The organism is Flagellimonas alvinocaridis (genome assembly GCF_965248585.1).
Taxonomy (GTDB): domain Bacteria; phylum Bacteroidota; class Bacteroidia; order Flavobacteriales; family Flavobacteriaceae; genus Flagellimonas; species Flagellimonas alvinocaridis.
The window spans coordinates 2,685,402-2,712,074 of the sequence record NZ_OZ252111.1 but is presented as its reverse complement, the minus strand read 5'-3'; the positions used below and the strand labels follow the sequence as shown (position 1 = coordinate 2,712,074).

At 42.7% G+C, this 26,673-nt stretch carries 29 protein-coding genes and 3 tRNA genes; 20 read left to right on the top strand and 12 right to left on the bottom strand.

Annotation, left to right across the window (positions count from 1 at the left end; translation table 11 throughout):
* The first annotated feature begins 25 nt into the window (after positions 1-25).
* The 5 genes from ACP14V_RS12160 to ACP14V_RS12140 all read left to right on the top strand — a co-directional run bounded on the left by ACP14V_RS12160 (position 26) and on the right by ACP14V_RS12140 (position 5,956).
* Positions 26-613, top strand: coding sequence for a PASTA domain-containing protein (locus tag ACP14V_RS12160; RefSeq protein ID WP_136566360.1), 588 nt, complete (start codon positions 26-28; stop codon positions 611-613).
* Between the two features lie 2 nt (positions 614-615).
* Complete coding sequence (locus ACP14V_RS12155) at positions 616-1,644, top strand: RluA family pseudouridine synthase (RefSeq protein ID WP_424987411.1); 1,029 nt, start codon at positions 616-618, stop codon at positions 1,642-1,644.
* A gap of 88 nt (positions 1,645-1,732) precedes the next feature.
* Positions 1,733-2,494, top strand: a complete 762-nt coding sequence (gene yaaA, locus ACP14V_RS12150; RefSeq protein ID WP_272608164.1) for a peroxide stress protein YaaA — start codon at positions 1,733-1,735, stop codon at positions 2,492-2,494.
* A gap of 171 nt (positions 2,495-2,665) precedes the next feature.
* On the top strand, positions 2,666-5,212 hold the full coding sequence (locus ACP14V_RS12145) for a phosphoenolpyruvate carboxylase (protein WP_272608162.1): 2,547 nt from the start codon (positions 2,666-2,668) through the stop codon (positions 5,210-5,212).
* A gap of 36 nt (positions 5,213-5,248) precedes the next feature.
* A complete protein-coding gene (locus tag ACP14V_RS12140) occupies positions 5,249-5,956 on the top strand; it encodes a uracil-DNA glycosylase family protein (RefSeq protein ID WP_272608160.1) in 708 nt (235 codons plus the stop codon).
* Here the strand turns inward: ACP14V_RS12140 and ACP14V_RS12135 are convergent.
* The 12 genes from ACP14V_RS12135 to ACP14V_RS12080 all read right to left on the bottom strand — a co-directional run bounded on the left by ACP14V_RS12135 (position 5,943) and on the right by ACP14V_RS12080 (position 16,525).
* Entirely contained in the window at positions 5,943-7,439 is a 1,497-nt protein-coding gene (locus tag ACP14V_RS12135; RefSeq protein WP_272608159.1) for a M20/M25/M40 family metallo-hydrolase, read from the bottom strand. The two genes, ACP14V_RS12140 and ACP14V_RS12135, sit on opposite strands and share 14 nt — an antisense overlap.
* Positions 7,440-7,472: 33 nt before the next feature.
* Positions 7,473-8,234, bottom strand: coding sequence for a tryptophan synthase subunit alpha (trpA, locus tag ACP14V_RS12130; RefSeq protein WP_272608158.1), 762 nt, complete (start codon positions 8,232-8,234; stop codon positions 7,473-7,475).
* Between the two features lie 65 nt (positions 8,235-8,299).
* On the bottom strand, positions 8,300-9,481 hold the full coding sequence (gene trpB / locus ACP14V_RS12125; protein ID WP_272608156.1) for a tryptophan synthase subunit beta: 1,182 nt from the start codon (positions 9,479-9,481) through the stop codon (positions 8,300-8,302).
* Between the two features lie 62 nt (positions 9,482-9,543).
* Complete coding sequence (locus ACP14V_RS12120; RefSeq protein WP_272608154.1) at positions 9,544-10,215, bottom strand: phosphoribosylanthranilate isomerase; 672 nt, start codon at positions 10,213-10,215, stop codon at positions 9,544-9,546.
* 107 nt (positions 10,216-10,322) lie between these two features.
* Positions 10,323-11,108 (bottom strand): indole-3-glycerol phosphate synthase TrpC, encoded by a 786-nt coding sequence (gene trpC, locus ACP14V_RS12115; RefSeq protein WP_272608152.1) that lies wholly within the window; start codon positions 11,106-11,108, stop codon positions 10,323-10,325.
* 85 nt (positions 11,109-11,193) lie between these two features.
* On the bottom strand, positions 11,194-12,189 hold the full coding sequence (gene trpD / locus ACP14V_RS12110; protein WP_272608150.1) for an anthranilate phosphoribosyltransferase: 996 nt from the start codon (positions 12,187-12,189) through the stop codon (positions 11,194-11,196).
* 70 nt (positions 12,190-12,259) lie between these two features.
* Positions 12,260-12,829, bottom strand: coding sequence for an anthranilate synthase component II (locus ACP14V_RS12105; RefSeq protein ID WP_272608148.1), 570 nt, complete (start codon positions 12,827-12,829; stop codon positions 12,260-12,262).
* Positions 12,830-12,831: 2 nt separating this feature from the next.
* Positions 12,832-14,229, bottom strand: a complete 1,398-nt coding sequence (locus ACP14V_RS12100) for an anthranilate synthase component I family protein (RefSeq protein ID WP_272608147.1) — start codon at positions 14,227-14,229, stop codon at positions 12,832-12,834.
* A 40-nt stretch (positions 14,230-14,269) separates the two neighbouring features.
* A complete protein-coding gene (locus ACP14V_RS12095) occupies positions 14,270-14,554 on the bottom strand; it encodes a GIY-YIG nuclease family protein (protein WP_272608146.1) in 285 nt (94 codons plus the stop codon).
* 280 nt (positions 14,555-14,834) lie between these two features.
* Positions 14,835-15,407, bottom strand: a complete 573-nt coding sequence (locus ACP14V_RS12090; RefSeq protein ID WP_272608145.1) for a YceI family protein — start codon at positions 15,405-15,407, stop codon at positions 14,835-14,837.
* A gap of 34 nt (positions 15,408-15,441) precedes the next feature.
* On the bottom strand, positions 15,442-16,074 hold the full coding sequence (locus tag ACP14V_RS12085; RefSeq protein WP_272608143.1) for an NAD(P)H-dependent oxidoreductase: 633 nt from the start codon (positions 16,072-16,074) through the stop codon (positions 15,442-15,444).
* A 4-nt stretch (positions 16,075-16,078) separates the two neighbouring features.
* Complete coding sequence (locus ACP14V_RS12080; RefSeq protein WP_272608141.1) at positions 16,079-16,525, bottom strand: MarR family winged helix-turn-helix transcriptional regulator; 447 nt, start codon at positions 16,523-16,525, stop codon at positions 16,079-16,081.
* Positions 16,526-16,658: 133 nt separating this feature from the next.
* On the opposite strand from ACP14V_RS12080, the gene ACP14V_RS12075 reads away from it, so the two are divergent.
* The 15 genes from ACP14V_RS12075 (at position 16,659) to ACP14V_RS12005 (ending at position 26,616) form a co-directional block, all read left to right on the top strand.
* Complete coding sequence (locus ACP14V_RS12075) at positions 16,659-17,216, top strand: TlpA disulfide reductase family protein (protein WP_272608139.1); 558 nt, start codon at positions 16,659-16,661, stop codon at positions 17,214-17,216.
* Between the two features lie 5 nt (positions 17,217-17,221).
* Complete coding sequence (locus ACP14V_RS12070) at positions 17,222-17,836, top strand: thioredoxin family protein (RefSeq protein WP_272608137.1); 615 nt, start codon at positions 17,222-17,224, stop codon at positions 17,834-17,836.
* A 78-nt stretch (positions 17,837-17,914) separates the two neighbouring features.
* Complete coding sequence (locus ACP14V_RS12065; protein ID WP_136566604.1) at positions 17,915-18,226, top strand: rhodanese-like domain-containing protein; 312 nt, start codon at positions 17,915-17,917, stop codon at positions 18,224-18,226.
* 69 nt (positions 18,227-18,295) lie between these two features.
* Complete coding sequence (locus ACP14V_RS12060) at positions 18,296-19,576, top strand: DUF2851 family protein (RefSeq protein ID WP_272608135.1); 1,281 nt, start codon at positions 18,296-18,298, stop codon at positions 19,574-19,576.
* Between the two features lie 8 nt (positions 19,577-19,584).
* Positions 19,585-19,812 carry a PspC domain-containing protein gene (locus ACP14V_RS12055; protein ID WP_116217522.1) on the top strand — a complete coding sequence of 76 codons (228 nt, stop codon included), beginning with the start codon at positions 19,585-19,587 and terminating at the stop codon, positions 19,810-19,812.
* A 3-nt stretch (positions 19,813-19,815) separates the two neighbouring features.
* A complete protein-coding gene (locus tag ACP14V_RS12050) occupies positions 19,816-20,823 on the top strand; it encodes a potassium channel family protein (protein WP_272608131.1) in 1,008 nt (335 codons plus the stop codon).
* An 85-nt stretch (positions 20,824-20,908) separates the two neighbouring features.
* The gene (locus tag ACP14V_RS12045; RefSeq protein ID WP_272608130.1) at positions 20,909-22,528 is read left to right on the top strand and encodes an alanine/glycine:cation symporter family protein; all 1,620 of its coding nucleotides are present in this window, start codon (positions 20,909-20,911) and stop codon (positions 22,526-22,528) included.
* An 11-nt stretch (positions 22,529-22,539) separates the two neighbouring features.
* Positions 22,540-23,397, top strand: coding sequence for a ComEA family DNA-binding protein (locus ACP14V_RS12040; protein ID WP_272608128.1), 858 nt, complete (start codon positions 22,540-22,542; stop codon positions 23,395-23,397).
* Positions 23,398-23,431: 34 nt separating this feature from the next.
* Complete coding sequence (locus ACP14V_RS12035) at positions 23,432-24,571, top strand: acyl-CoA dehydrogenase family protein (RefSeq protein WP_272609297.1); 1,140 nt, start codon at positions 23,432-23,434, stop codon at positions 24,569-24,571.
* A 70-nt stretch (positions 24,572-24,641) separates the two neighbouring features.
* The gene (rpsU, locus tag ACP14V_RS12030; RefSeq protein ID WP_119642038.1) at positions 24,642-24,836 is read left to right on the top strand and encodes a 30S ribosomal protein S21; all 195 of its coding nucleotides are present in this window, start codon (positions 24,642-24,644) and stop codon (positions 24,834-24,836) included.
* 98 nt (positions 24,837-24,934) lie between these two features.
* Positions 24,935-25,825, top strand: coding sequence for a tyrosine-type recombinase/integrase (locus ACP14V_RS12025; RefSeq protein WP_272608125.1), 891 nt, complete (start codon positions 24,935-24,937; stop codon positions 25,823-25,825).
* 54 nt (positions 25,826-25,879) lie between these two features.
* On the top strand, positions 25,880-26,182 hold the full coding sequence (hpf, locus tag ACP14V_RS12020; RefSeq protein ID WP_136566337.1) for a ribosome hibernation-promoting factor, HPF/YfiA family: 303 nt from the start codon (positions 25,880-25,882) through the stop codon (positions 26,180-26,182).
* Positions 26,183-26,284: 102 nt separating this feature from the next.
* Positions 26,285-26,358, top strand: a tRNA-Thr gene (locus ACP14V_RS12015).
* Between the two features lie 22 nt (positions 26,359-26,380).
* A tRNA-Tyr gene (locus ACP14V_RS12010) sits at positions 26,381-26,463 on the top strand.
* A gap of 80 nt (positions 26,464-26,543) precedes the next feature.
* Positions 26,544-26,616, top strand: a tRNA-Gly gene (locus tag ACP14V_RS12005).
* The last annotated feature ends 57 nt before the right edge of the window (positions 26,617-26,673 follow it).

Here is a 26,673-nt window from a genome sequence, read left to right as displayed (position 1 = left end):
ATATTTGTCCACATAAGGATTTCACATGAAACATTTTTTTGGTTTTTTGAAAAGCAAGACGTTCCTGATTCAATTGGGCCTTGCGGTAGTGGCTTTGGTGCTCTTGGTGTTTTTAGCATTGCAATGGCTCAAGGGAACAACCAATCATGGTGAGTTTGTGGAGGTACCGGACTTTTCCAGAATGTCGGTCATGGAAATGCGCAAAGCAGTCGAGGAAGCCGGACTACGTTATCAGGTGTTGGATTCATCCAATTATGATCCGGACTACCCAAGGTTTTCCATTTTAGATCAAGACCCTCCCGCTGGAAACAAGGTCAAATCTAACCGAAAAATTTACTTTACGGTAAATCCATCTGGATATAAAAAGGTTAGTGTTCCCGATATCATCCAAGTTACGCAACGCAATGCCACGTCAATGTTAAGAGCCGTTGGACTGGATGTGGAGCGGGTCACTTACATTGATGAGTTGGGAAAGGACATGGTCTACAATATGAAGCACAAAGGAAAGTATGTTAAACCTGGGGATAAGTTACCCAAAACTTCCAAGGTTGAGCTTATCTGCGGTAACGGAACCATTCCCGGAAGTGCTCAAGTACGGGCAGATTCAGAGTGATCATGGATACTTCGGACAATCAGGAACTTTCTCAAGAAGACCTCTTTGAGCATTACAGGTTTGTAGCCTCAAAAGGACAGGATCCTCTTCGTGTGGACAAGTTTTTGATGAATTTCATTGAGAATGCCACAAGAAACAAGATTCAACAGGCAGCTAAACAAGGCCATATCTGGGTAAATGGTACCATTGTTAAGCAAAATTACAAAGTAAAGGCAGGGGACGAGGTCAAGGTAATGTTTGAACACCCGCCTTATGAATTTCTCCTTACCCCAGAAGACATTCCGTTGGATATTGTTTATGAAGATGATGCCCTTTTGGTGGTGAACAAGCCGGCCGGTATGGTGGTACATCCCGGTCATGGCAATTATTCCGGGACCCTGATCAACGCCTTGGTCCATCATTTTGATAACCTCCCCAACAATAGTTCGGAACGCCCTGGATTGGTGCACCGTATCGATAAAGATACCTCAGGGTTATTGGTCATTGCCAAGACAGACTTGGCCATGACACATTTGGCGCAACAGTTTTTTGAAAAGTCAAGCGAACGGGAATATGTGGCTTTGGTCTGGGGCAATGTGGAAGAAGATGAGGGCACTGTGGAGGGGCATATTGGCCGGAATCCAAAGAATCGCCTTCAAATGGTGGTTTTCCCAGAAGGTGATGAAGGAAAAGAAGCGGTGACCCATTACAAGGTTCTGGAGCGTTTGGGCTATGTTACCTTGATTTCATGCAAACTGGAAACAGGTAGGACCCATCAGATACGGGTCCATATGAAATATATTGGCCATACTTTGTTCAACGATGAACGTTATGGAGGAGATAAAATTTTGAAAGGAACCACTTTTACCAAATACAAACAGTTTGTGGAAAACGCATTCAAGACCCTTCCTAGACAGGCACTACACGCCAAGACTTTGGGGTTTGAACACCCAACCACAGGTGAGTTTATGCGCTTCAGTTCCGAATTGCCCCAGGATATGGTGAATTGTATTGAAAAATGGCGGGGATATGCCAAACACCATGAATCATAGGTTGCGTCAATATTAAGATTGATAAACCTCATGGGGTAAGCGTTTGAAAAAGGAAAATCCTCGTTATTTTTACAGAAAATTGATGCCCATGAAAATTGTTATTTCCCCGGCCAAGTCACTTGATTTTAATACGGCTTTGCCCACCTCCAAATATACACAGGCCCAATTTTTGGAGCAATCCGAAAAGTTGAATGCGGTTCTGAAAAAGAAAAAGCCAAAGGCCTTATCCCAATTGATGTCCATTTCAGATAAGCTGGCCGAGTTGAACTGGGAACGCAACCAACAATTTTCACCTCCGTTCTCCCCGGAAAACGCCAGACCGGCGGTATACGCTTTCAATGGGGATGTCTATCAAGGATTGGATATTTATACCCTTCCCGAGAAAAAGCTGGATACACTGCAGGATACCTTGAGGATTCTTTCAGGACTCTATGGGGTTTTAAGACCTTTGGATTTGATTCAACCTTATAGGTTGGAAATGGGAACCCAGTTGAAAGTAGGCCGAAAAAAGAACCTGTACGAGTTCTGGAAAAAAGAGCTTACCGATCACTTGAACGGTGAATTGGAAGATGATGAGCTGTTCATCAATCTGGCCAGTAATGAGTATTTTGGCGCCGTGGATGAAAAGAAACTCAAGGTGCCGGTCATCACCCCAATCTTTAAAGATTGGAAAAACGACAAGCTAAAGGTCATTAGCTTTTTTGCCAAAAAAGCCCGAGGTTCCATGGTGCGGTATATCATCGACAGCGATGCAAAAACCTTGGAAGACCTCAAAGGTTTTGATTATGATGGCTATACGTTCAGTGCAGAGCACACCCTAAAGGAAAACGAGCCCGTATTTGTGAGATAAGGTTTGTGAGGCCTTGAAAAATTCCTTTTTTTTGGATGGTACATCTCCATGTGTTAAGTTTATGGAGCACATCTCCTAAATTGTGATACACCTAAATTTAATCCCAAGGTTTGGCATTTATCACGACCTTTGGGAATTCAATCAAATTAAATAGAAAAACACCGAAACTACATGCAGCAGTCCAAACGGTTAGAAGAATTTAAAAAATCGGTTACCAACAAGTTCAATATCTACAACAGCCTCTTTCTGAGCCTGCCCTATAAAGATGTGGAAAATGTGGGGATGCTTATTCCGCTCCTGTTGGATCAATGTGAAAAGGGATTGAAAGCAGGAAAGGATCCCCAAGAAATCTTGGAGGTCTTTTTTACCAATTTTGCTGGAATCAAGGATGAGCAGGAGCGATTGGATTTGATGTTCCGTATCATCCAATACGTGGAGCGACAGGTAGTATTGTACGATAGTGTTGAGGATTCTGCTTTTCCAGAGCTCCAGAAATACAGCAATTCGTTGACCATTAAGGATTATTTTGAGTTGGTCAATCGGACAAAGAATTGGGACAAGGCTTCCAAAAAGCTTTCCACGTTCAGTGCCAGGATAGTACTTACGGCACACCCAACGCAGTTTTATACCCCTGCAGTTTTGGATATTATTGCGGAATTGCGGTCGCTCATAGACAATGACCGGATTTACGATATTGATGTGACTTTGCAGCAATTGGGTCTTACCTCTTTGGTGAATGCCAAGAAACCCACTCCTTTGGATGAGGCCAAGAACATCATATACATTTTACGGAACACCTATTACGATGCGGTTGGGGAGCTATACCAATATGTGAAACGTAACATTAGGGATGCCGAATTTGAGAATTACAATATTATCAAACTGGGCTTTTGGCCCGGTGGTGACCGTGATGGAAACCCGTATGTGACCGCGGACATTACCCGCAAGGTTGCTGATGAGTTAAGGCTCACCTTAATGAAGTGTTATTACAATGAATTAAAGGATCTAAGAAAAAAACTGACATTCAAAGGACTTCAAGAAGATATCAACCAGCTTAGTGAAAAGCTGTACAATGCCATGTTCAATGCCGATGTGCACATTGGCTATGAAGAGATCATACAAAGTCTTTACAGTATCAGGGAAAAGTTGGTAGCAGACTACCACGAACTGTATTTGGATCGTTTGGACCATTTGATTGATAAGGTACACATCTTCAAGACGCATTTTGCCACTTTGGACATCCGTCAGGATCATAGCAAACACAAATTGGTCATAGAAACCATCTTGAAACAGCAGGGCGCTATCAAGGATAATCTTGAAGAGCTTCGGGAAGAGGAATTGGTACAGTGGTTGCTTCACAAAGACTTGCAGCTTAACCCCAATGACTACGACGAGGAGATTGTAAAAGATACCATTCTAAATATCCAACAGTTGAAGGATATCCAGCAGAAAAATGGGGAAGAAGGCTGTAATCGATATATTATCAGTAACTCGGAGGATATTTTTGCCGTCTTGTTCGTGTTTGGCCTGTTCCGATGGAGCGGTTGGGATGAAAAGGACATCACTTTTGATATCATCCCCCTATTCGAGACCATGAAAGGAATGGAAGCTTCGGAAGAGGTGATGCAGACCTTGTTCCATATCCCAAAATATAGGGAGCATTTGGAGCGAAGAAATGAGACCCATACCATTATGTTGGGCTTTTCGGACGGTACAAAGGATGGGGGTTACCTCAAGGCCAACTGGTCCATACTAAAGACCAAGGAAACCTTGAGTAAGGTTTGTAAGAAGAATGGGATCAAAGCCATTTTCTTTGATGGTAGGGGAGGGCCACCAGCGCGTGGAGGAGGAAAGACCCACAGGTTCTATGCCGCCCAGACCAAGGATGTGGCCAACCATGAAATTCAACTTACCATCCAGGGTCAGACCATAACCAGTACCTATGGTACCAAAGAGCAGTTCAAGCACAATTCCGAACAATTGCTCACCGCTGGTCTCCGTAACAACCTTTTCGGAAAGGAACATACCATTACGGCGGCGCAGCGCAAATTGATAGAGGAGCTTTCAGAATTGAGTTTCGCCAAATATGATGCGTTGAAACAGCATGAAAAGTTCATTCCGTATTTGGAACACCGTAGTACTTTAAAATATTATACCAAGGCTAACATTGGTAGTAGACCGGGCAAGCGAGGGAATAAAAAACAACTCACGTTATCCGATTTGCGTGCCATCTCTTTTGTGGGATCATGGAGCCAATTGAAACAAAACGTCCCCGGGTATTTTGGATTGGGAACGGCCATCCAAAAGCTCAAGCAGGAAGGCAAGCTCGGCGAAATCAAAAAATTGTACAAGGAAGTGCCCTTCTTTAGGGCGCTGATGCACAATAGTATGATGTCCTTGGCCAAAACCAATTTTGACCTGACCAGCTACATGAAGGAAGATCCTGAGTTTGGTGCGTTTTGGGATATTTTGCACAGCGAATTTCAATTATCGCAAAAAATGCTGCTTCAGATTTCAGGACAAAAGATTTTGATGGAGGACGAGGAAGTTTCGAGGGAATCCGTGAAGATCAGGGAAAAGATTGTACTCCCTTTGTTGGTCATTCAACAAAATGCCTTGTACCATATTACCCAAAACTCGGAATTCAAGGAGTTGTACGAAAAGATAGTGACCAGATCACTGTACGGTAATATTAATGCCAGTAGGAACTCGGCCTAAGGATTAACCCTTTTTTTGAGTTCAAAATATGGAGTATTGAGTTCAAAGTCATTTCTGCATACACACCCCTATGAGCCTTTCCTATTTCCAGAGGCCACCAAACTGATAGTGGGGACCTTGCCCCCGCCAAGATTTACCACGGGTGAGTTAAAGCCAGAGGATGTAGACTTTTGCTACGGGAGCTGCAATGGAATGTTGTGGCCCATTTTGGACCGGATTTTCAATTTGGGACTCAAGTATGAAACCACCGCAGAGGCTGTTGAACAGCGTAAAACCTTTTTGTTGGAACAGAGAATAGGGGTCTGTGATATTGTCCATAGTGCGGAACGGGAAAAAATAGATGCCTCGGATTTGGGGATGCAGAATGTGGTACTTCGCGATTTATTAGGGTACTTGAAGGAATATCCCAATATTGAAACCCTTTTGTTTACAGGAGGAAATAGCAAAAATGGCCCCGAATACTTTTTCAGGAGACTATTGAAAGAACATAATTTGAAATTGAAAGTTATTTCCAATGAGGTGCCAAGAATCCATGAGTTGGAATTGCCTCTCACCACAAGTTCATTGTCAGTTCGAGCGCAGTCGAGAACTATTAAGACGGTTTCCCTCACCGCACCTTCAGGGGCGGCTAACCGAGCTGTGGGCAGTCTGCCCCTGTACAAAGAACTCAAAAGCAAGAACCCCGAATTCAATACGGTTGATTTCAGGGTAATGCAGTATAGGGAGTTTTTTAGTCCATCTTAGTGGTAAGGATTCCGTAAAAGGTTTTTATGCCATATGCCAACTGCCCAATTTTTAAGTTCTCATTGGGACTGTGCTGGTTGTTGTCCGGGTTTACCATGGGAACAATGAATGCAGGAATCTTTAATTCGTTGATGAACGGTGCAATAGGGACAGTTCCTCCCGTGGTCCGGATTTGAATGACATCCTTTCCAAAAGTATCTCTCATGGTTTTCACCAAAAATTGGCCATATGGGTTGTCCAAATCAGTTCGGAAGGCGTCTGTGACACTTTCCTCGGTTACGGTGACCACTTTTTCATGGGCCATTCGCTCTGCCTTGGTCGGTACATGGTCCAAAACCTGATACCCTTGTTGGGCAATATGGTCCTTCACCAATTTTTTAAGACGGTTGCCATCTGTTTCCACCACCAATCGAAGGTCAAGCTCCGCTGTGGCACTTTCCGGCACAATGGTACGTGCCTTTTCCCCAATCCAACCCGACCCCATCCCGCGGATGTTCAAAGAAGGATATTGTAGGGCTTCTTGGTAAAAACTACCTACTTGTTCGGCAGATTTGAACTGTAGTTTGTCCGATATCTCCGCATCACTGTCCGGTACACTCTTTAATATGGCCATGGTGGGCTCATCTATGGAAATGCCATCATAATACCCTGAAATGGTCACTTTGCCATCCGCATCTTTCATACTGGCCAACAACTGGGCCAACTGAAACCCTGGATTGGGGGCATAATTCCCATAATGGCCACTATGTTGTGGCTTTACCGGGCCATAGGTAGTTAGGGTAAGTGTGGTTATGCCGCGACATCCAAAGACAACAGTAGGGTCTCCCGATGGATGTACAGGGCCGTCGGCAATGACCAAAAAGTCGGCCTCCAACAATTCACGGTATTGCTTTACCGCTTTGGGCAAAGGTTGACTGCTTTTTTCTTCCTCACCATCCAGAATGACCTTGACGTTAAATGGAATTTCAGCCCCTTCTTTTTTAAGCAGGTCAATGGTATTCAACAACATAACAATGGGTGATTTGTCATCCGATGTGGAACGCCCGAAAAGTCGCCAGTCATAGTTGATGTCATCATTCAACTCGTCAAAAGAAACCGTTTTGAACCCATCCCCATCCGGGGCCTTTAGCACAACTTGGTACGGATTGGGTTGGTCCCATTTGGAAGGGTCTACGGACTGCCCATCAAAATGCATATAGATGAGCATGGTGGGTTTGTTGTCCTCAACAGGCAGAGCTGCAAAGAACAAGGGCATATTTTCCGTTTCCAGTACGGCGGTATTGAAGCCACGTTCACTGAATTTTCGTTTGAGCCAAAGGACATTATCCTCAATATCATCGGCATTGAGGGCATCATTGGGAATAGCAATAAATTCCCTAAGCTCTGTAATGGCATGGGCTACTTGACTTTTTATGGCTACTTCATCTTGGGCAAAAATAGAAAAGGTGCATATGGTGAAAAGGAAAAAGACAGCTTTTTTCATAGTGATTTTCAGGTTGTTTTTTGAACACGAAAATTAACGAATTTGATTTACAAAATCACTTATATGATCCACTCCATTTTGGGTCAAGTGTTTGATGAAGGCCGAACCAATAATCGCTCCTTTGGTGTTTTTTGTGGCCTGATCAAAGGTTTCTGCATTGCTGATGCCAAAGCCCACAATTTGGGGATTGTTCAGTTCCATTGCAGCGACACGGTCAAAATATTGGGTCTGTTCAGCTCCAAAACCCGATTTGGCCCCAGTTGTACTGGCAGAACTGACCATATAAATAAATCCGTCCGAAGCCTTGTCAATGGCCCTGATCCGTACTTCACTGGTTTGGGGGGTGATCAAAAACACATTGATCAATCCATATTTTTTAAAGATGGTCTCGTATTCCTCTTGGTATACATCCAACGGTAGGTCGGGCAAAATAAGCCCATCAATACCTATGTCCTTACATTTTTGGCAAAAGGCCTCCACGCCGTATTGAAATATTGGATTGAAATAGCCCATGATGATCAAGGGAATGGAAACGGTTTCCCTTATATCCTTGAGTTGCTCAAAGAGTAGTTCGGTATGCATGCCATTTTTAAGGGCAATGGTTGAACTTTCCTGAATGGTAGGGCCATCCGCCAAGGGATCGCTAAAGGGCAATCCAATTTCAATAAGGTCCACTCCGTTTTTCTCCAGATCCTCGATGATTTTCACGGTATCATCCAGTTTGGGATAACCTGCAGTGAAATAGATGGAGAGAATCTTTTTATCCTCTTGTAGTTTTTGTTTGATTCTGTTCATAAAATGAGATTTGAGATGTGAGACATAAGATTGTGAAAATAGGTCTTGGTTCTACTGTCTATCATCTAAAGTCCAAAATAATCTATGTAATTCTGTAGGTCCTTATCGCCTCGTCCAGATAGGTTTACCACCACAACATCATCTTCTTTGAACTTCCTATCCTCAAAAATGGCGAGTGCGTGGGATGACTCGATAGCAGGAATGATACCTTCCAGCTCACAGAGCCCCAATCCTGCCTTCATGGCCTCATCATCGGTAATGGAAATAAACTCACCTCTTCCCGAAACATATAAATGGGCATGCAGAGGTCCAACACCCGGATAGTCCAGTCCAGCGGAAATGGAATACGGTTCGGTGATTTGTCCATCCGGTGTTTGCATCAGCAAGGTCTTACTGCCATGGATGATGCCCGCTTTGCCAAGTGCTGAGGTAGCGGCACTCTCTCCCGAATGGATACCTTTCCCGGCGGCCTCAACGGCAATGATACCTACCTCGGGTTCATCCAAGTAATGATAGAAAGCTCCCGCAGCATTACTTCCACCGCCCACACAGGCCACTACATAATCGGGATTTTTACGGCCTTCTTTTTCCAAAAGTTGGGATTTGATTTCTTCCGAAATCACGGACTGAAACCGGGCCACCATGTCTGGGTAGGGGTGGGGTCCCACCACCGAACCGATAATGTAATGGGTATCCACCGGGTTGTTGATCCAATCGCGGATGGCTTCGTTGGTAGCATCCTTAAGGGTTCTACTACCCGATAGAGCCGGACGCACCTCGGCCCCCAACATTTTCATACGGGCCACATTGGGTGCTTGCCGGGCAATATCGATTTCACCCATATACACCACACACTTGATGCCCATAAGGGCACAGACGGTGGCCGTTGCCACCCCATGCTGACCAGCGCCGGTCTCGGCAATGATTCGGTTTTTGCCCAATTTTTTGGCCATCAAAATCTGGCCAATGGTGTTGTTGACCTTGTGTGCCCCAGTATGGCAAAGGTCTTCCCGTTTCAGGTAGATTTTGGTGTTGTATTTTTCGGAAAGTCGTTTGGCAAAATAGAGTGGAGTGGGCCGGCCCACATAATCCTTCAACAAGTGATGGAATTCTTCCTGAAAGGAAGGCTCCGCCATGATACGGAGATAGTTTTGCCGGAGTTCCTCGCAATTGGGGTAGAGCATTTCTGGGATATAGGCACCCCCAAACTCACCATAATAGCCCCTTTCATCAGCGTGATAGCTCATATCAATTTACAATTATCAGTTATCAATTCTCAATTACCCGTTTTAGGCAATTGTTTATTTGGTTAAAATTCAGAAAGTGATTCTTGAAACACTTTCAATGTTGTGATATCTTTTCGTCCGGGTTCCAATTCAAATCTACTGTTTACATCGATGGCGTAACAGTATGTGGAGGCCGTACTGTTCATGAATTCTTTCAATTTTTCCACGGATTCCAAACCAATGCCCCCACTTAAAAAGAAGGGTTTGGTAGATGGATAGTTTTCCAAGATGGACCACTCAAAGGTATAACCGTTTCCACCGGGTAGTTTGCCTTTGGTGTCGAACAAGAAATAATCGCATACCCCTTCGTAATCTTTCAAAACGGAGAAATCAAAATTGTCCTTGATAGAAAAAACCTTGATAATCTCCATCCCGTCACCCCGAACTTGTTTCGGGGTCTCATCCTTATGTGATGCTGAAACCAGTTCAGCATGACGTAAAGCATCACAAAATTCCACACTTTCCTTGCCATGCAGTTGTACGGCATCCAATTGGTATTGTACGACTTTTTCCAAAACTTCATCCAAAGAGGCATCCACAAAAACCCCTACTTTTTTGATGGATTTGGGCAAGTTTGGCATTTCACCTTCAAAGGCGCGCGAGGAAGGTTCCCAAAAAATGAAGCCCAGATAGTCGGGTTGCAATTGGGACACCTCTAGGGGGTTTTGGTTCATGCCGCAGACCTTTAGTTTCATAGTTTACTTTTTTTGTCATTCCGATATGAGCGAAGTGATTGAGGAATCTCAAATCAGATTTCTCACTTTGATTTCGACTGTGCTCAATCTGACAGTTCGAAATGACTTTATCTATTTAATTCATTTATAAATTTATTAGCACTCTCTCCAGGATCATCCGTTTTCATGAAATTCTCCCCGATCAAGAAACCTTGGTAACCATAGGTTTGCAGGTCCTTTATGGCTTCCACCGAACTGATACCGCTTTCAGAAACCTTTACAAAATCGTTGGGAATCTGCTCCGAAAGGGATTTGCTGGTCTCCAAGCTTACTTCAAAGGTTTTTAGGTTCCGATTGTTTACCCCAAGCATGTCCAGACTGGGCATGATGGATTTTTGCAGCTCCTCTTCATTGTGTACTTCCAAGAGCACATCCAAGCCCAAACTTTTTGCCATTTCCGAAAAGGTTTTGATCTCTTCCCGGTCCAAAATGGCCGCAATCAGCAAAATAACATCGGCACCATGGGCTTTGGCCTCCAAAATCTGGTATTGGTCAATAATGAACTCTTTGCGAAGCAGGGGCATGTTCACCGAAGCACGGGCCAAGATCAAATCGTCCAAGGAGCCCCCAAAATATTTGCCATCGGTCAAAACCGACATGCCGCATACACCTGCCGTTTCATACCCCATGGCCACATCCTGTACATTTAAACCTTGATTGATGACCGATTTGGAGGGTGAACGGCGCTTGTGTTCCGCAATGATGCCGGTGGCGCTGTTTCTCAAGGCAGCGGCCAAGGAGACGGAGGTATGTTCCATCAATACGGATTGCTCCAATTGTGAAGGAGTGATCAACGATTTTTTCAAATCGACCTCCTTGTGTTTATCGGCTACTATTTTATCTAGAATGTTCATAAGTTGTTATTTGTCATTTCGAAATGAACGAAGCGATTGAGAAATCTTTTTTGTAGAGATGTCTCACATTCGTTCGACATGACAGCTAGTTTTTACTCAATTCCTGCAATTTTTTCAAAGCTTCCAATCCCTTGCCGCCCAACAGAGCTTCTTTGGCTTTTTCAAAACCGGCCTTTGGGGTACTATTTTCCACGGTGGCGATGGCCACTCCTGCATTGGCGCAGACCACATTGTTCTGTGCTTCGGTGCCTTTGCCGTGCAATACATCCAAAAATATCTGTGCCGATGCAGCAATGTCCTCACCTCCGGTGATCTCTGATTGCGAAATTTTGGTCACACCAAAATCCGCAGGGGTCAACATGCTTTCTGAATTGTTTGAAATGGTTTTGGTGTCCCCAGTCAAGGAAATCTCATCATACCCATCCAAGGCATGCAACACCGTGAATTTTTTATCGGTGTTCTGGTAGAGGTAGCCATACATTCGGGCCAACTCCAAATTGAACACACCCACCATCTGGTTTTTAGGGAAAGCGGGGTTTACCATGGGCCCCAACATGTTGAAAAAGGTCTTTACGGCCAGTTCCCTTCGGATGGGGGCCACATTTTTCATGGCGGGGTGGAACAAAGGGGCGTGCAGCACACAAATACCCGCTTCCTCAATGGATTTCTTCAAGAAATCAGCCTCATTACTGAACTTGATTCCCAAGAATTCCATCACATTGCTGCTCCCACATTTTGAGGAAACCCCATAATTGCCATGCTTGGTCACTTTTACTCCGGCTCCGGCTGTTACAAACGAAGCCAGTGTGGAGATATTGAAGGTGTCCTTACCATCACCACCCGTTCCACAAAGGTCAATGGGGTCGTAATCGGATAGATCCACGGCCAAGCAAAGCTCCAAGAGGGCGTCCCGGAAGCCTTCCAGTTCTTCAATGGTGATGCTTCGCATCATATATACGGTAAGAAATGCCGCAATTTGAGAGGTGTTGTAATCGCCTTTGGCAATGTTCACCAAAATCTGTTTGGCCTCTTCCTTGGGCAGTATCTCGTGATTGATAAGTTTATTTAATGTCTCTTTCATTCTTTTAGTATTTAGATATTAGAAGTGAGTATTGGGATGCTTCTCACTACTAAAATCCCATATCTCAAATCTATTTGCTATCCAACCAATTTTTTAGCATTTGTTTTCCTTCTGGGGTGAGTACGGATTCTGGGTGAAACTGTACGGCGGTCACATCGTATTTTTTATGACGAAGCGACATGATCTGTCCATTTTCATCCACCGATGTGGTTTCCAGTTCCTCGGGTAGATTGGGGTCCACTACCCAAGAATGATACCTCCCTACTTGGAGTTCTTTGGGCAATCCTGTGTAAATAGGGTCATCTTGGGTCACCGTGATGGTGGTGGCCACTCCGTGGTACACTTGATCGAGGTTGATCAAGCTCCCTCCAAACACTTCACCAATGGCTTGTTGCCCCAGACACACCCCAAAAATTCGTTTCGTAGGGGCGTAGGTCTTGATAATTTCCTTGAGCAGTCCGGCTTCATCTGGAATCCCGGGCCCAGGGGACAATACTATAAGGTCAAAGGGTTCCACTTCATCCAAAGTAAGCTGGTCGTTCCGTTTTACAGTGACCTCACAATCCAAATCTTCCAGATAATGCACCAAGTTATAGGTGAAGCTATCGTAATTGTCAATCATTAAAATCTTTCTTCCCATGATCAGATGGTTTCTGCAATTTCAAGGGCTTTGTTCAATGCGCCCAATTTGTTATAGGTCTCCTGTAGTTCGTCGTCGGGGTTGGAAGCTGCTACCAATCCTGCCCCAGCTTGATAGTGCAGTTCATGGTTTTTGCTCAAAAAGGTGCGGATCATGATGGCATGGTTAAAATTGCCCTTGAAATCCATAAAGCCAATGGCACCACCATAATAGGCCCTACTTGTTTTTTCATATTTTTCAATGAGTTGCATGGCCATATGCTTGGGCGCACCGCTCAAGGTCCCCGCAGGGAAGGTATCGGCCACCACTTTCATGGTAGTGATGTCCTGTTTTTTTTCCGCAGTGACCTTCGATACCAAGTGGATCACATGGGAGAAATATTGCACCTCTCGATACGTGTCCACATTTACGGTATTTCCATTGCGGCTGAGGTCGTTCCGGGCCAAGTCTACCAGCATCACATGTTCGCTGTTCTCCTTATCGTCCTGGGCCAATTGTTTGGCCAGTTCGGCATCTTTTTCATCATTTCCGGTACGTTTGTAGGTGCCGGCAATAGGATGGATTTCGGCTTTTCCGTCCTTTACGATCAATTGTGCTTCGGGCGAGCTGCCAAAGATCTTAAAGTTGCCATAATCAAAATAGAAAAGGTACGGGGAGGGGTTGATGGAGCGTAGGGCCCGATATACATTGAATTCGTCCCCTTTGAATTTTTGGGTGAACCTTCGGGACAAAACCAATTGGAACACATCCCCACGCTGACAGTGCTTTTTGGCCAGCTCCACATGTTCTTTGTACTCCTCGTCCTTTAGGTTGGATTTGGGTTCGCCCTCTTTGGTGAAATTGTAGGAAGCAAAGTTCCGAACATTAAAAAGTTGTTCTATTTCGTCCACATTGCTTTGGGTGTTGTAACAATGGGCAAAAAGATAGGCTTCGTTCTTAAAATGGTTTATGGCAATGATGTTCTGATATACGGCGTAGTAAATATCCGGTATACTGACGGAATCCTCTTTTTTAGAAACTTTCACATCCTCAAAATAGCGGACCGCATCGTAGGCCATATAGCCAAAAAGGCCATTATTGATAAACTTGAACCCGTTTTGGGTCACCGAAAATTGCTGTCCGAAGTGGTGTATCACCTCGGTGACATCGGTTTCGGGTGTGATCGGGGTAATATCTTTGGAACCGTCAGGAAACCTTTGGGTTATGGTTTCATTTTCCACTTTGATGTAGGCAATGGGATTGCAGCAGATATATGAAAAACTGTTGTCGTTGGCATGGTAATCGCTACTTTCCAAAAGGATGCTGTTGGGGAACTTGTCCCGAATTTTCAGGTAGACGCTCACCGGGGTAATGGTGTCTGCCAGGATTTTTTTGTAATGGGTTTTTAAAGTATACTTCATTTTCATTTCTATTTCCACAGAGGTGGAAAGCTATTTTTGGTTAATTAAAGAAATAGGTTAAATCTTCCCAATTTGGATTAAAATCGTTTATCAGATTTATTTTCCAGTTCCTATTCCACTTTTTTAATTGTTTCTCTCTTCTGATGGCTGGCATTGGAAAATTGAATTTTTCGTAATACACCAATGTTTTAAGCTTATATCTGCTCGCAAACTTGCTTCCAACACCATGTTTATGTCTGTACATTCTCTTTTTTAAATCATTTGTGTAGCCTATATAAATAGTTCCCATTTTCTTGTTTGATATGATATAGACATAAAAACTCATTTTCAATTATTAAGATTTCCGCCTTCGCGGAAACTAAAACCAATGTCTTAAAAAAGAAAAAGGCCTGTCGTGATGACAAGCCTCTTGTATGGTTATAATGGGGACTTAGCTCACGACTTTCGAAGTAAGTTGATCCACCACCAAGTATTTGCAATTCTGTGATTCATTGCTTCAAATATAGAAAGGAAAATTTAACCGGCAAACAAAGATTTGTTTTAAAATTGGAAATCCCGTCCAAGACAGTCTTAAACGGGATTCCCACACACTAAACATGAGCTGATTACATCTGCAAATCAACTACCAAATCAAATTCATCATAAATCAATTTGTCCTTTGCTGTGCCAATAAGACCAGAGCTGTACTTGATGTCGTACTTGGTCCTATCTACTTTCAAAGTGGCAGTGGCTTTGCTTCCATAAACAGATACATCAAAAGTAACAGGCTTTGTAATGCCTTTTATGGTTAGGTCACCAGTAACTTCATAGCTATTTTTTCCCGAGGATTTTACTTTGGTGAACACTAATTTTGATGTTGGATTATTTTCAGTGGAAAAGAAATCAGCCGAACTTAAGTGTCCGTCCAATTTGTTCTTATAGTCGCCTTCCAGGTCAGTGGTATTTATAGAGGTCATGTCCACTACAAACTCACCGCCTACCAGTTTGTCGCCGTCAAATTCCAAGGCACCGGATTGCAATTTTACGGTCCCGGTATGGGAACCGGCAACTTTATAGGCTTTCCAGGTTACATTGCTTTCTTCGGCCTTAACGGTTTTGGTTTCCTTTTCAATGGGGTTTGCCATTGCGGATGCACCGATGATTGTGGTCAATACCAAGCTTAAAACTGTCTTTTTCATGATTGTGTTTAATTTTTGTTTTTAAATGTTACGATTATATATGGGTGAATAATTCCTCTTTTGATTTTCTGACCTTTGGCAAATGTTGGGTTTCATCCTCTTGGGATCGGTAGCCTACTGCCAATACTACAGCCGCATTTAGATTTTTATCTGTAAGGCCCAAGATTCTGTTGTATTCTTCCGGTTGAAAACCTTCCATGGGACAGGTGTCTATTTGCAGTTCCGCAGCAGCCTGCAAGGCGTTGCCTAAAGCGATGTACACTTGTTTTCCCGCCCAGCTGGCTTTCACATCGGTGGGTAGGCCCAACAAGTTGGATTTCATCATCTCTGCATAGCCATTGAGGCCATCCAAAGGAATATCCCTTGTATCACTCAGATTGGTAATGAAATCATCTACCAACTCCTCGCCAAAATCCGTTGCATGGGCAAACACGATAAGGTGCGATGCATCCGTGATTTGAGTCTGGTTCCAAGAAACGGGTTTTAGTTTTTCCCTGATTTCGGGATCGGTGATCACAAATACGTGATACGGTTGCAAACCATAGGAAGAGGCACTCAAACGCGTTGCTTCCAATAGTGTCTCAAGATCTTGATGCGATATTTTTTTTGATGCATCAAATTTTTTGGTGGCGTACCGCCATGTTCTATGTTCTAAAATGTTGTTCATTGTATTAAAATTTATCCAATAAGAGGTTTAATTGTTCCAATTCTTGTTTTGAGAAATGTTGAACGATTTCATTTTCGGTCTCGGCCACTACTTTATCCATTTGGGTTAAAGCTTGGGAACCACTTTCGGTAATCAAAATTTCGACCTTGCGTCGGTTTGATGGACACACGCAGCGATCAACATATCCCTTGGCCAAAAGTTTGTCAACCAACCGGGTGGTATTGCTCATCTTGGTCACCATCCGTTCGTTTAGTGTGGACAAGTTGGCCGGCTTGCCTTTCTGTCCTCTAAGAATGCGCAACACGTTAAATTGTTGGAGCGAAACCTCAAAAGGCTTTAAAGCATTTCCCACATGTTCATAGATTTTGTTGTGAATCAGGGTGATGTGAATCAACGTTCGCGTCTCCAACGGCATTTTCTTGGCTGTCTTTATGATTTCCTCAACATTCATGTATAAACAATATTTGTATATACAAATGTATGTTGATTTTTTGTTTCTACCTTTGACTAGACAGATAAATTTTTGTTAAAACAGAAATGAAGGCAGTTACAATTTGTAAATTTAATAGGTTAAAAGTCAGATAATGAAGAACTTGGTATTGATGATTGTATTGGTGTTGTCTATTGCTCTGGGGTGTGGAAACAAAACGGAAAAAGGGTCCGCAGAAAATCTTTCTGAGCCACAGGATTATGCGCTGGTGCAAACTAACAAGAATGAGGATGTAAAATTCCCTGTCTATGATTTTGAAGAGTTTGAACCACTTTTACATAAAGATGATGGTAAGACCTATATTATAAACTTTTGGGCTACCTGGTGCAAACCCTGTATAGTGGAGCTGCCTTATTTTGAACGAATCAATGCAGAGCAAAAAGATAACAATGTGGAAGTGTTGTTGGTCAGTTTGGATATGCCCAATATGTGGAAGTCCAGATTGGAGCCTTTTGTGGAAAAGAAAGGCTTAAAATCCAAAGTGGTCATTTTGGACGATCCCAAACAAAACGAATGGATCCCCAAAGTATCTGAAGAGTGGGGAGGAGGCATACCGGCTACCTTAATATATAATAAGGAGAAAAGAAACTTTTATGAAAAAGGTTTCACCTACGAGGAATTAAATGAAGAGTTGAACAAATTCTTAAACTAAATGTCATGGGAACAATTAAGATTTTTGGATGGTTTGTATTGATTCTGTCCTTGGGAGCCTTTACAGTATCTTCCAACCTTGATGTTGATGGATATGGGATTGGTGACGTTGCAACAGATTTTTCGCTCAAGAACATAGATGGAAACATGGTCTCCCTCTCAGATTTTGATGACGCCAAGGGCTATTTGGTCATTTTCACTTGTAATACCTGCCCATATTCAGTAGCTTACGAAGATCGGATAAATGCCCTTGACGCCAAGTACAAACCTAAAGGATTTCCTGTAATTGCCATCAACCCAAATGATCCGGCAGCCAAACCGGGTGATAGTTTTGAGAAAATGAAGGCCCGTGCTGCGGAAAAGAATTTTTCATTCCCCTACTTGTTTGATGAAGGCCAAACCATATACCCTCAATACGGCGCCACACGAACACCACATGTTTTTTTACTGGAAAAAACAGACCGTGGTAATGTGGTGAAGTATATTGGTGCCATTGACGACAACTATCGTGATGCGTCCCAGGTAGAGGAAAAATTTGTTGAGAATGCGGTGGATGCCCTGTTGGCTGGAAAGGAAATCAAAACCAAGACCACAAAGGCCATTGGATGCGGTATTCAATAAAACCAAACAAAATTTATAGTATTGAAATCCGGAGTAACGCTTCGGATTTTTATTTTTGCAGAATCTAAACCTATAGCAATTATGGATTTATCACAAGAAGAGTGGACAGAGCAATTGGAAAATGATGACAATGCCGTTATTTTGGATGTCAGGACCCCAGAAGAAATTGAAGAAGGGTATATTCCAAATGCCATCAAAATAGACATTTATTTAGGTCAGGAGTTTATTGATGAGCTTGAGGAATTGGACAAATCCAAGAATTACTACGTTTATTGTAGATCGGGTAACCGAAGCGGACAGGCCTGCGCGATTATGAACAGTATTGGCTTTGAAAACACCTATAATCTTGAAGGAGGATTCATGAATTGGGAAGGTGAGGTGGCCGAGTAACCAAGGCTGACAAAATCACCTTTTTTTAGATTATCCCAAAAATGTTGGCCAATTTAGTATATTGTCGGCATGAAGGAAGACTTGCTCCATTTTATATGGGGGCAAAAAAAGCTTCATGGAAGACAACTTACCTCAACTGCCAACGAAGCCATATACATTAAGGCCCCGGGAGTCCCAAATCAGTATGCAGGTCCAGATTTTTTCAATGCCAGAGTGGAAATCGGTTCGCAAACCTGGGTGGGCAATGTGGAAATCCATCTGAAATCCTCGGATTGGTATGCCCATCATCATGAGATTGACCCAAACTATGACAATGTTATTCTACATGTGGTTTGGGAAGACGATGTTTCCATTTTTCGGAAAGATGGGTCGCCAATTTGTACTTTGGAGGTTAAAAATTATATATCTGCTGGGTTGCTGAGTCGGTATAGGAATCTATTGGAAAATGCAAGACCGAAATTTATCAATTGTGAAAAGGATTTTAGCGGAATTGATACTTTCTTGGTAGAAAATTGGCTCCATAGGCTCTATATTGAACGCCTAGAACAAAAATCCAATTTCATTTTTGAACTTCTTCAAAAGTCCAACAGCGATTGGGAAGGGGTGCTGTTTACCCTATTGGCCAAGAATTTTGGGACCAAGGTCAATGGTAAATATTTTCTGGAGCAAGCCCAAAAGCTGGATTTTTCCATAGTCAGAAAAGCAAGTGGTGAATGGTGGCAACTTGAAAGCCTGCTATTTGGGCACTTTGGACTTTTGCACATGGATGATTTCCCGGACCAATATTATTTGCATCTCAAAAAGGAGTATCAATATCTGACCAGAAAATTTGGCTTGTCATCAGCTTTGGGAAAGCCTGATTTTTATGGATTGCGTCCTGCCAATTTTCCTACCATAAGAATATCACAATTGGCGCATCTTTACGTAAAACAGCAGCATCTTTTCTCCCATCTCATGGAGCTTGAAGATTTGCAGGATTTTTATAAGAGCTTCCATATAGGTGTAGCCACCTACTGGGAAAACCATTATACCTTTGGTAAAGAATCCAAGAAGAGTCAAAAAAGGCTTTCCAAAAGTTTTATCGATTTGTTGGTCATAAACACCGTGGTCCCCCTCAAATTTTGTCATGCAAAACATATGGGCAAAGATGTGAACGATGAGCTAATTTCTTTGATTTCACAAATTGGAAAGGAAAAAAACACCATTGTAGATGGATTCACAAGTTTAGGTAGCTCCACTGAAAATGCACTTGAAAGTCAGGCCAAAATTCAACTACACACCCAATACTGCTCAAAAAATAAATGTCTTCAATGCGCATTGGGCGTCCATTTATTGAACAGAAATACATAATTTTAGCCATGGCTTTATTCTACGATACGCTGTACTATTTCCAAAAAAGGGGTTTTGAGGTCTGCAGGCGCATAGCGGAACGCTTGGGCATTCGTGCCAGAGTGGTGCGTACCACTTTTATATATCTCACCTTTGTTACCTTGGGATTTGGTTTTGCCCTCTACCTCTTTATTGCATTTTGGTTAAAGATCAAGGATTTGGTCTACACCAAGAGAACCTCGGTTTTTGATCTGTAAAATATGATACGACTCCTGCGCTCAAAAATAGTATTGGCCCTGTCTTTAATGGTGTTGGTTCTATTGTTCGGCGTAGTGGGCTATCGGTTAATATCAGATTATACTTGGATTGAAGCCCTCTACATGACCATAATCACGGTTACAACTGTTGGGTTTTCAGAAGTGAGGCCCTTGGATGCCGATGCAAAGATTTTTACTGTAATTTTAATTGTGACCAGTGTTTTTATTTTTGCTTTTGCCATATCGGTGGTCACGGAATATATTTTGGGAAGAAGCTCCTTGGAGCTGTTAAAAAAGAAAAAAGTGAGAAAACAGATAGAAAGTCTCTCAAAACATGTAGTGGTCTGCGGTTTTGGTAGAAATGGCATGCAGGCGGCAGAAAAGCTGATGGCTTACAACAAACCTTTTGTGGTAATAGAACGGGACAAGGAAGTTATTGAGCGTTACGAAAATGAGATCTTGTTCGTGGAAGGCGATGCCAATGAGGACGATATCTTATTGCAAGCAGGCATAGAAAAGGCCCAATACCTAATCACCGCCGTGCCCGATGATGCTGCCAACCTGTTCATTGTACTTTCTGCCCGGCAATTGAACAAACAACTCTTCATTATAAGTAGGGCTTCCCAGGTGACCTCGTTAAAAAAATTGGAGTTTGCGGGAGCGGACAAGGTAATCATGCCCGATAAGATAGGGGGAGACCATATGGCATCGCTGGTGGTCATGCCCGATTTGATCACTTTTATGGATAAACTATCCGTGGAAGGCGAACATACCACCAATTTGGAAGAAGTGGAGATCGAGGAGTTTACCAACCAAATGGATTGCAGTTCCATACGTGATTTGGATCTGCGCAGAAAAACAGGTTGCACTATAATAGGGTACATAGCTCCCGATGGTGAATATATCATCAACCCAGAAGCAGATGTGGTGCTTCAACCCAAAAGCAAGGTGATTGTATTGGGTAGGCCGGAACAAATACGAAAACTCAACCAAATGTTTCGAATAGGATAGTTAAAAGATCATTAAATTTTTCTGCGTAAATTTTTTTTATGATATTGCCCGAATTACATCAAATCAAATAATCAAAAACTCATTTATGAAGTATAAACTTCTTTCAGTTTTAACCTTATTGTTGCCACTATCAACTTTTGCACAAGAAGCTACAAAGAAAGGCTTGGATGAGCGTGTAAACGACGCATTCATGCCTTTTGCTGTTTGGTGGGAAGGATTCGTCCTTACATCGATACCAGTAGGACAGTACAACGTGCCCATTGTTCTTATTTTGTTGGTTTTTGGAGCGACATTTTTTACAATTTATTTCAAATTCCCCAACATTTTAAAGTTTCCGTTGGCCATCAACGTGGTGCGGGGCAAATATGAGGAAGTTGAAATGTACGGTCTTGAAAAAGTGGAATTGCACATGACTGATGATGGTGATATCCCAGATACCATTCGCGATGAAAGCGAAGAAGGGGAGGTAAGCCATTTTCAGGCACTGGCAACTGCGGTTTCAGGAACAGTCGGCTTAGGAAACATAGCTGGTGTTGCCGTAGCTATTGCACTTGGTGGTCCCGGGGCTACCTTTTGGATGATTATCTGTGGATTAATAGGGATGTCAACCAAATTTGTGGAATGTACTCTTGGGGTAAAATACAGGGATGTTGACGATAATGGAGTGGTTCATGGTGGTCCTATGTACTACTTGTCAAGAGGTCTTGAGAAAAAGGGGCTTAAAAGCCTAGGGAAAATATTGGCTGTCATTTTTGCCATATTGTGCGTTGGTGCCTCGTTCGGAGGTGGAAACGCATTTCAATCCAACCAAGCTGCGGTACAGTTGTCCACCATGTTTAATTTAGAAGGTGGAGCAGTTGGTGTGGTCATAGGGATTGTATTGGCTGTTTTGGTAGGAATTGTGATTATTGGGGGTATCAAAAAGATTGCTAGTGTAACCGAAAAGATAGTTCCGTTTATGGCTGTAATCTATGTCATTGCTTCTTTGATCATCATTTTTGCCAACATCAAGTATATTGGAGATGCATTTTCAATGATTTTTGCTGGAGCATTTACACCAGAAGCAGGTCTGGGGGGTATTTTGGGAGTAATCATAGTTGGATTTCAACGAGCGGCTTTTTCCAATGAGGCAGGTGCTGGTTCTGCATCTATTGCCCACTCCGCGGTGAAAACCAAGTATGCAGCTTCTGAAGGATTGGTGGCACTTATGGAACCTTTTATTGATACGGTTGTTATCTGTACAATGACCGCTTTGGTGATTATCTTTTTTAATATGGATGCTGGGGCTTTCGATTATGGAAATGCAGTTGGAAGTACAGTTTTGATCAATGAGTCCGGTACTTATATTGGAGGCGTGGATTTGACCTCAATGGCCTATGATTCTGTAATACCTGGATTTAGATATGTGCTTACTATTGCTATCGTCTTGTTTGCCTTCTCTACTATGATTTCATGGTCTTACTATGGACTCCAATCCTGGAAGTATCTCTTTGGAAGGGGCAAGACCGCGGATATAGCTTACAAAATACTGTTCTTGTTATTCGTGGTGATTGGAGCTGCGGCCACTTTGGATGCGGTCATTAAATTCTCCGATGCCATGATTTTGGCACTTGTATTCCCAAATATGGTGGGGCTACTTATCCTGTTCCCAAGGGTGAAGGATGAATTAAAAAGATATACGAAGGCCATTAATAAGGTCTACTGATACTATTTCAATTGGAAAAAAAGGGATTCCACTTCCGGTTCAACAAGCAAGAACGAAGTGGAATCTTTTTTTTGTTGCTAATTATTTTTATCCTTCAAGGGATATTTTTCTACATAAAAGCGAAACCGTTTAACGGCAATACAAGGGTTGCGATCAATACCGATGCCCAATCCAGACTGGATAGCTTAAAGCAGGAAAGTCAAATCAGCACCTTGAAAATTTTTCCGTTCAATCCAAATTATATCACCGACCACAAAGGGTATGTCTTGGGAATGTCGTCAAAAGAATTGGATAAATTATTTGCCTTCCGGGCCAAGGGAAGGTTTGTGAATTCGGCGCAAGAGTTTCAACAAGTGACCCAAGTTTCAGATTCCCTGTTGGAAACCATGTCGCCATACTTTAAGTTTCCCAATTGGGATAAAAAGGATGATTCGAAAAAGCGCTTTCATCCTATTGAAGAGAAACCTGTTGAGGTTACTGACCTTAACAGGGCAACTCCTGAAGAATTGATGGACGTAAATGGTATAGGGCCAAAACTTTCACAGAGAATTGTCAAGTTTCGGGACAGGCTGGGTGGATTTTTGGTCACTGAACAGCTTTATGATGTATATGGCTTGGAGCCGGAAGTGGTACAGCGTGCCATGGAGCGTTTTCAAGTGCATCAACCGCCCGCCGTCAAAAAAATCAGCATAAACACCGCCACAGTGGAAGAATTGTCAAAACTGGTCTATATAACTACTGATATGGCCCATGCCATTGTTCGGTATCGGGAGGAGAACGGGGCATTTGGTGCATTGGACGAATTAAGCAACCTAAAGGTATTGCCTGCGGAAAGGATTGGGAGAATTAAGCTATATTTGACCCTATAAAATTGCACGAATGGTTACAGATACCTTGTATACTATGAACTTTGATTATTCGGAGACCCAAAAAATGGTTGCTGAGTCTGCCCGGGAATTTGCCCAGCAGTATATTTTTCCCCATGTCATGGAATGGGACGAAGCCCAAACTTTTCCTATTGAGGTTTTTAAAAAAGCTGGCGAAATGGGATTTATGGGGATTTTGGTTCCAGAGGAATTGGGAGGTTCTGGACTGGGATATCATGAATATATTGCCATTTTGGAAGAAATTTCCAAAGTCGACCCGTCTATTGGCTTGTCGGTAGCAGCTCATAATTCCCTATGTACCAACCATATCTTGAGTTTTGGTGACGAAGAGCAAAAACAAAGGTGGATTCCTAAATTGGCAACTGCCGAATGGTTGGGAGCTTGGGGACTAACGGAACACAATACAGGTTCTGATGCCGGTGGTATGAACACCACGGCAGTGAAAGATGGAGATCATTGGATTTTAAATGGTTCCAAAAATTTTATTACCCATGGAAAGAGTGGTGATATTGCCGTAGTGATAGCACGTACTGGAGAAAAAGGGGATAGCCATGGAATGACAGCCTTTGTTGTGGAAAAGGGAACCAAAGGATTCACCAGTGGTAAAAAAGAAGACAAGTTGGGAATGCGGGCAAGTGAAACCGCAGAACTTATATTTTCAGATTGTAGGATACCCGATGCAAACAGGTTGGGAGCAGTAGGGGATGGTTTTATCCAATCCATGAAGGTGTTGGATGGAGGAAGGATTTCCATTGGAGCACTATCCTTGGGAGTGGCCAAAGGTGCATATGAGGCTGCTTTGAAGTATTCCAAAGAACGAACTCAGTTTGGCAAGCCTATTTGTGAATTTCAAGGTATATCCTTTAAATTGGCAGATATGGCCACGGAAATTGAGGCTTCGGAACTATTGCTCCATAAAGCAGCGTTCCTGAAAAATGAGGGTCGGCCTATGACCAAACTCGGGGCCATGTGCAAAATGTACGCATCGGAAGTGTGTGTCAAAGTGGCCAATGAGGCGGTTCAAATCCATGGAGGTTATGGATATACCAAAGATTTCCCAGTGGAGAAGTTTTATCGTGACTCCAAGCTTTGTACCATAGGGGAAGGTACCACGGAAATCCAAAAAGTGGTGATTTCCAGAAATATTCTAAAGTAATTTGTTTGTTAAATAGTATTTAGGTGTATATTTGCACTCCAGAATTATAAAAGAAAGGAGGTTGTAGCCCATGTTAATTATACCAGTAAAAGAAGGAGAAAACATCGATAGAGCTTTAAAGCGTTTCAAGCGTAAGTTTGATAAGACAGGGACCATGCGTCAGTTGAGAAGCAGACAGCAGTTCACTAAACCTTCCGTGCAGCGTAGAGCTGAGATCCAGAAAGCACAGTACATTCAAGGCTTGAGGGACCAAGAGGAAGTATAGGCTCTTGAATAGAACATATAAAGTATCCCGTTTCATTTTTGGAACGGGATTTTTTGTTTTTAGGGACTTCGCAAATGTATTTGGTATACCTTTGAGGTATGTCTGTTGGAGCTTTCACATCCTATCTACGTTTGGAAAAGAATTATTCCGAACATACGGTCAAGGCTTATGAACGGGATATTGAAGAATTTTCCATGTTTTGTAAGCAAGATCATCAAGTGGAATCCATAGACTCCATGGACTACCCCATTATCAGAAATTGGATTGTATCCTTATCCAATACAGGGCTATCCAACAGGTCTATCAACAGAAAAATATCCTCACTCCAAGCCTATTACAAGTTTTTAATGAAAATAGGTGAAATAAAGAGCACCCCATTGGCCAAGCACAAGGCGCTCAAAACAGAGAAAAAAGTGGAAGTACCCTTTTCGGAACAGGAAATGGATAGAATCTTGTCGGAAATACCTTTTGAGGATAATTTTGAGGGGATGCGGGATAAACTCATCATAGAGCTTTTGTATACGACCGGGATGCGTAGGACAGAGCTTGTGAACCTGAACCTCGGGGCAGTGGATTTTTCCAGTGCAACATTAAAGGTTTTGGGGAAAAGAAACAAAGAACGGATTCTCCCGTTACTGCCTGCCACAGTTGAACTTATTAAGGAATATCTGGTATACCGTTCCAGATTGCAGAAAATAGAAAATCCTGCATTTATTTTTCTTACCAAAGAAGGAGCTAAAATTTATGAAACACTTGTTTATCGTATCATAAATAAGTATTTTAGTTTAGTGTCCCCCAAGGTAAAAAAGAGTCCACATATATTAAGGCACACCTTTGCAACACACTTGCTTAACGGGGGGGCGGACTTAAATTCGGTTAAAGAATTATTGGGCCATTCAAGTTTGGCTTCGACACAAGTCTATACACACAACAGTATAGCAGAACTAAAAAAGGTTCACCAAAAGGCCCACCCTAGGAACAAGAAGTGAAATTCTTGTATTGTTTAACTTCGCTGTCGCTTGACAGCACTAAAATCATATCTTATGAAAGTAAATGCGCAATCGGTAAATTTTGTAGCTGATGGTAAGCTTCTGGACTTTATCCAAAAGAGAATGGATAAAATGGAATTGTTCTATGACAAGGTCATTGACTCGGATGTTTATTTAAAGGTGGAGAACACCAGTGCAAAAGAGAATAAGATAGTGGAAATCATGGTATCTGTCCCTGGGGATAAGATGATGGTTAAAAAGCAATGTAAGTCCTTTGAGGAGGCGGTCGATTCAGCCTGTAGTTCCTTGGAAAGACAGTTGGTAAGGCGAAAGGAAAAACTCAGGGCCAAGGTTTGATCAAAATTTTTCAAATTTTATTTTGAATAAAAAAATAAATCTCTACATTTGCAGTCCGTTAGAAATAGCGGACTTTTTTATGTTCAAAAAAGCGGTAAAAATGCCGATATAGCTCAGCTGGCTAGAGCAGCTGATTTGTAATCAGCAGGTCGTGGGTTCGAGTCCCTCTATCGGCTCGTAAGATACTGAAAATAAGGCGGGGAGATACTCAAGCGGCCAACGAGGACAGACTGTAAATCTGTTGGTTTTCACCTTCGCAGGTTCGAATCCTGCTCTCCCCACGAAGTTGTTAGCGAACAACAGGACGTGGAAAGTTTTTTGAAATGTTGAAGTTTTTTGGGTGTAAGTCCCAAATAAAAATGCGGGAGTAGCTCAGTTGGTAGAGCGTCAGCCTTCCAAGCTGAATGTCGCCGGTTCGAACCCGGTCTCCCGCTCTAAACCGATTTTGGAACAAAAGATTTCAAAATTGTGTAGGTTGAAGTTTAACATGC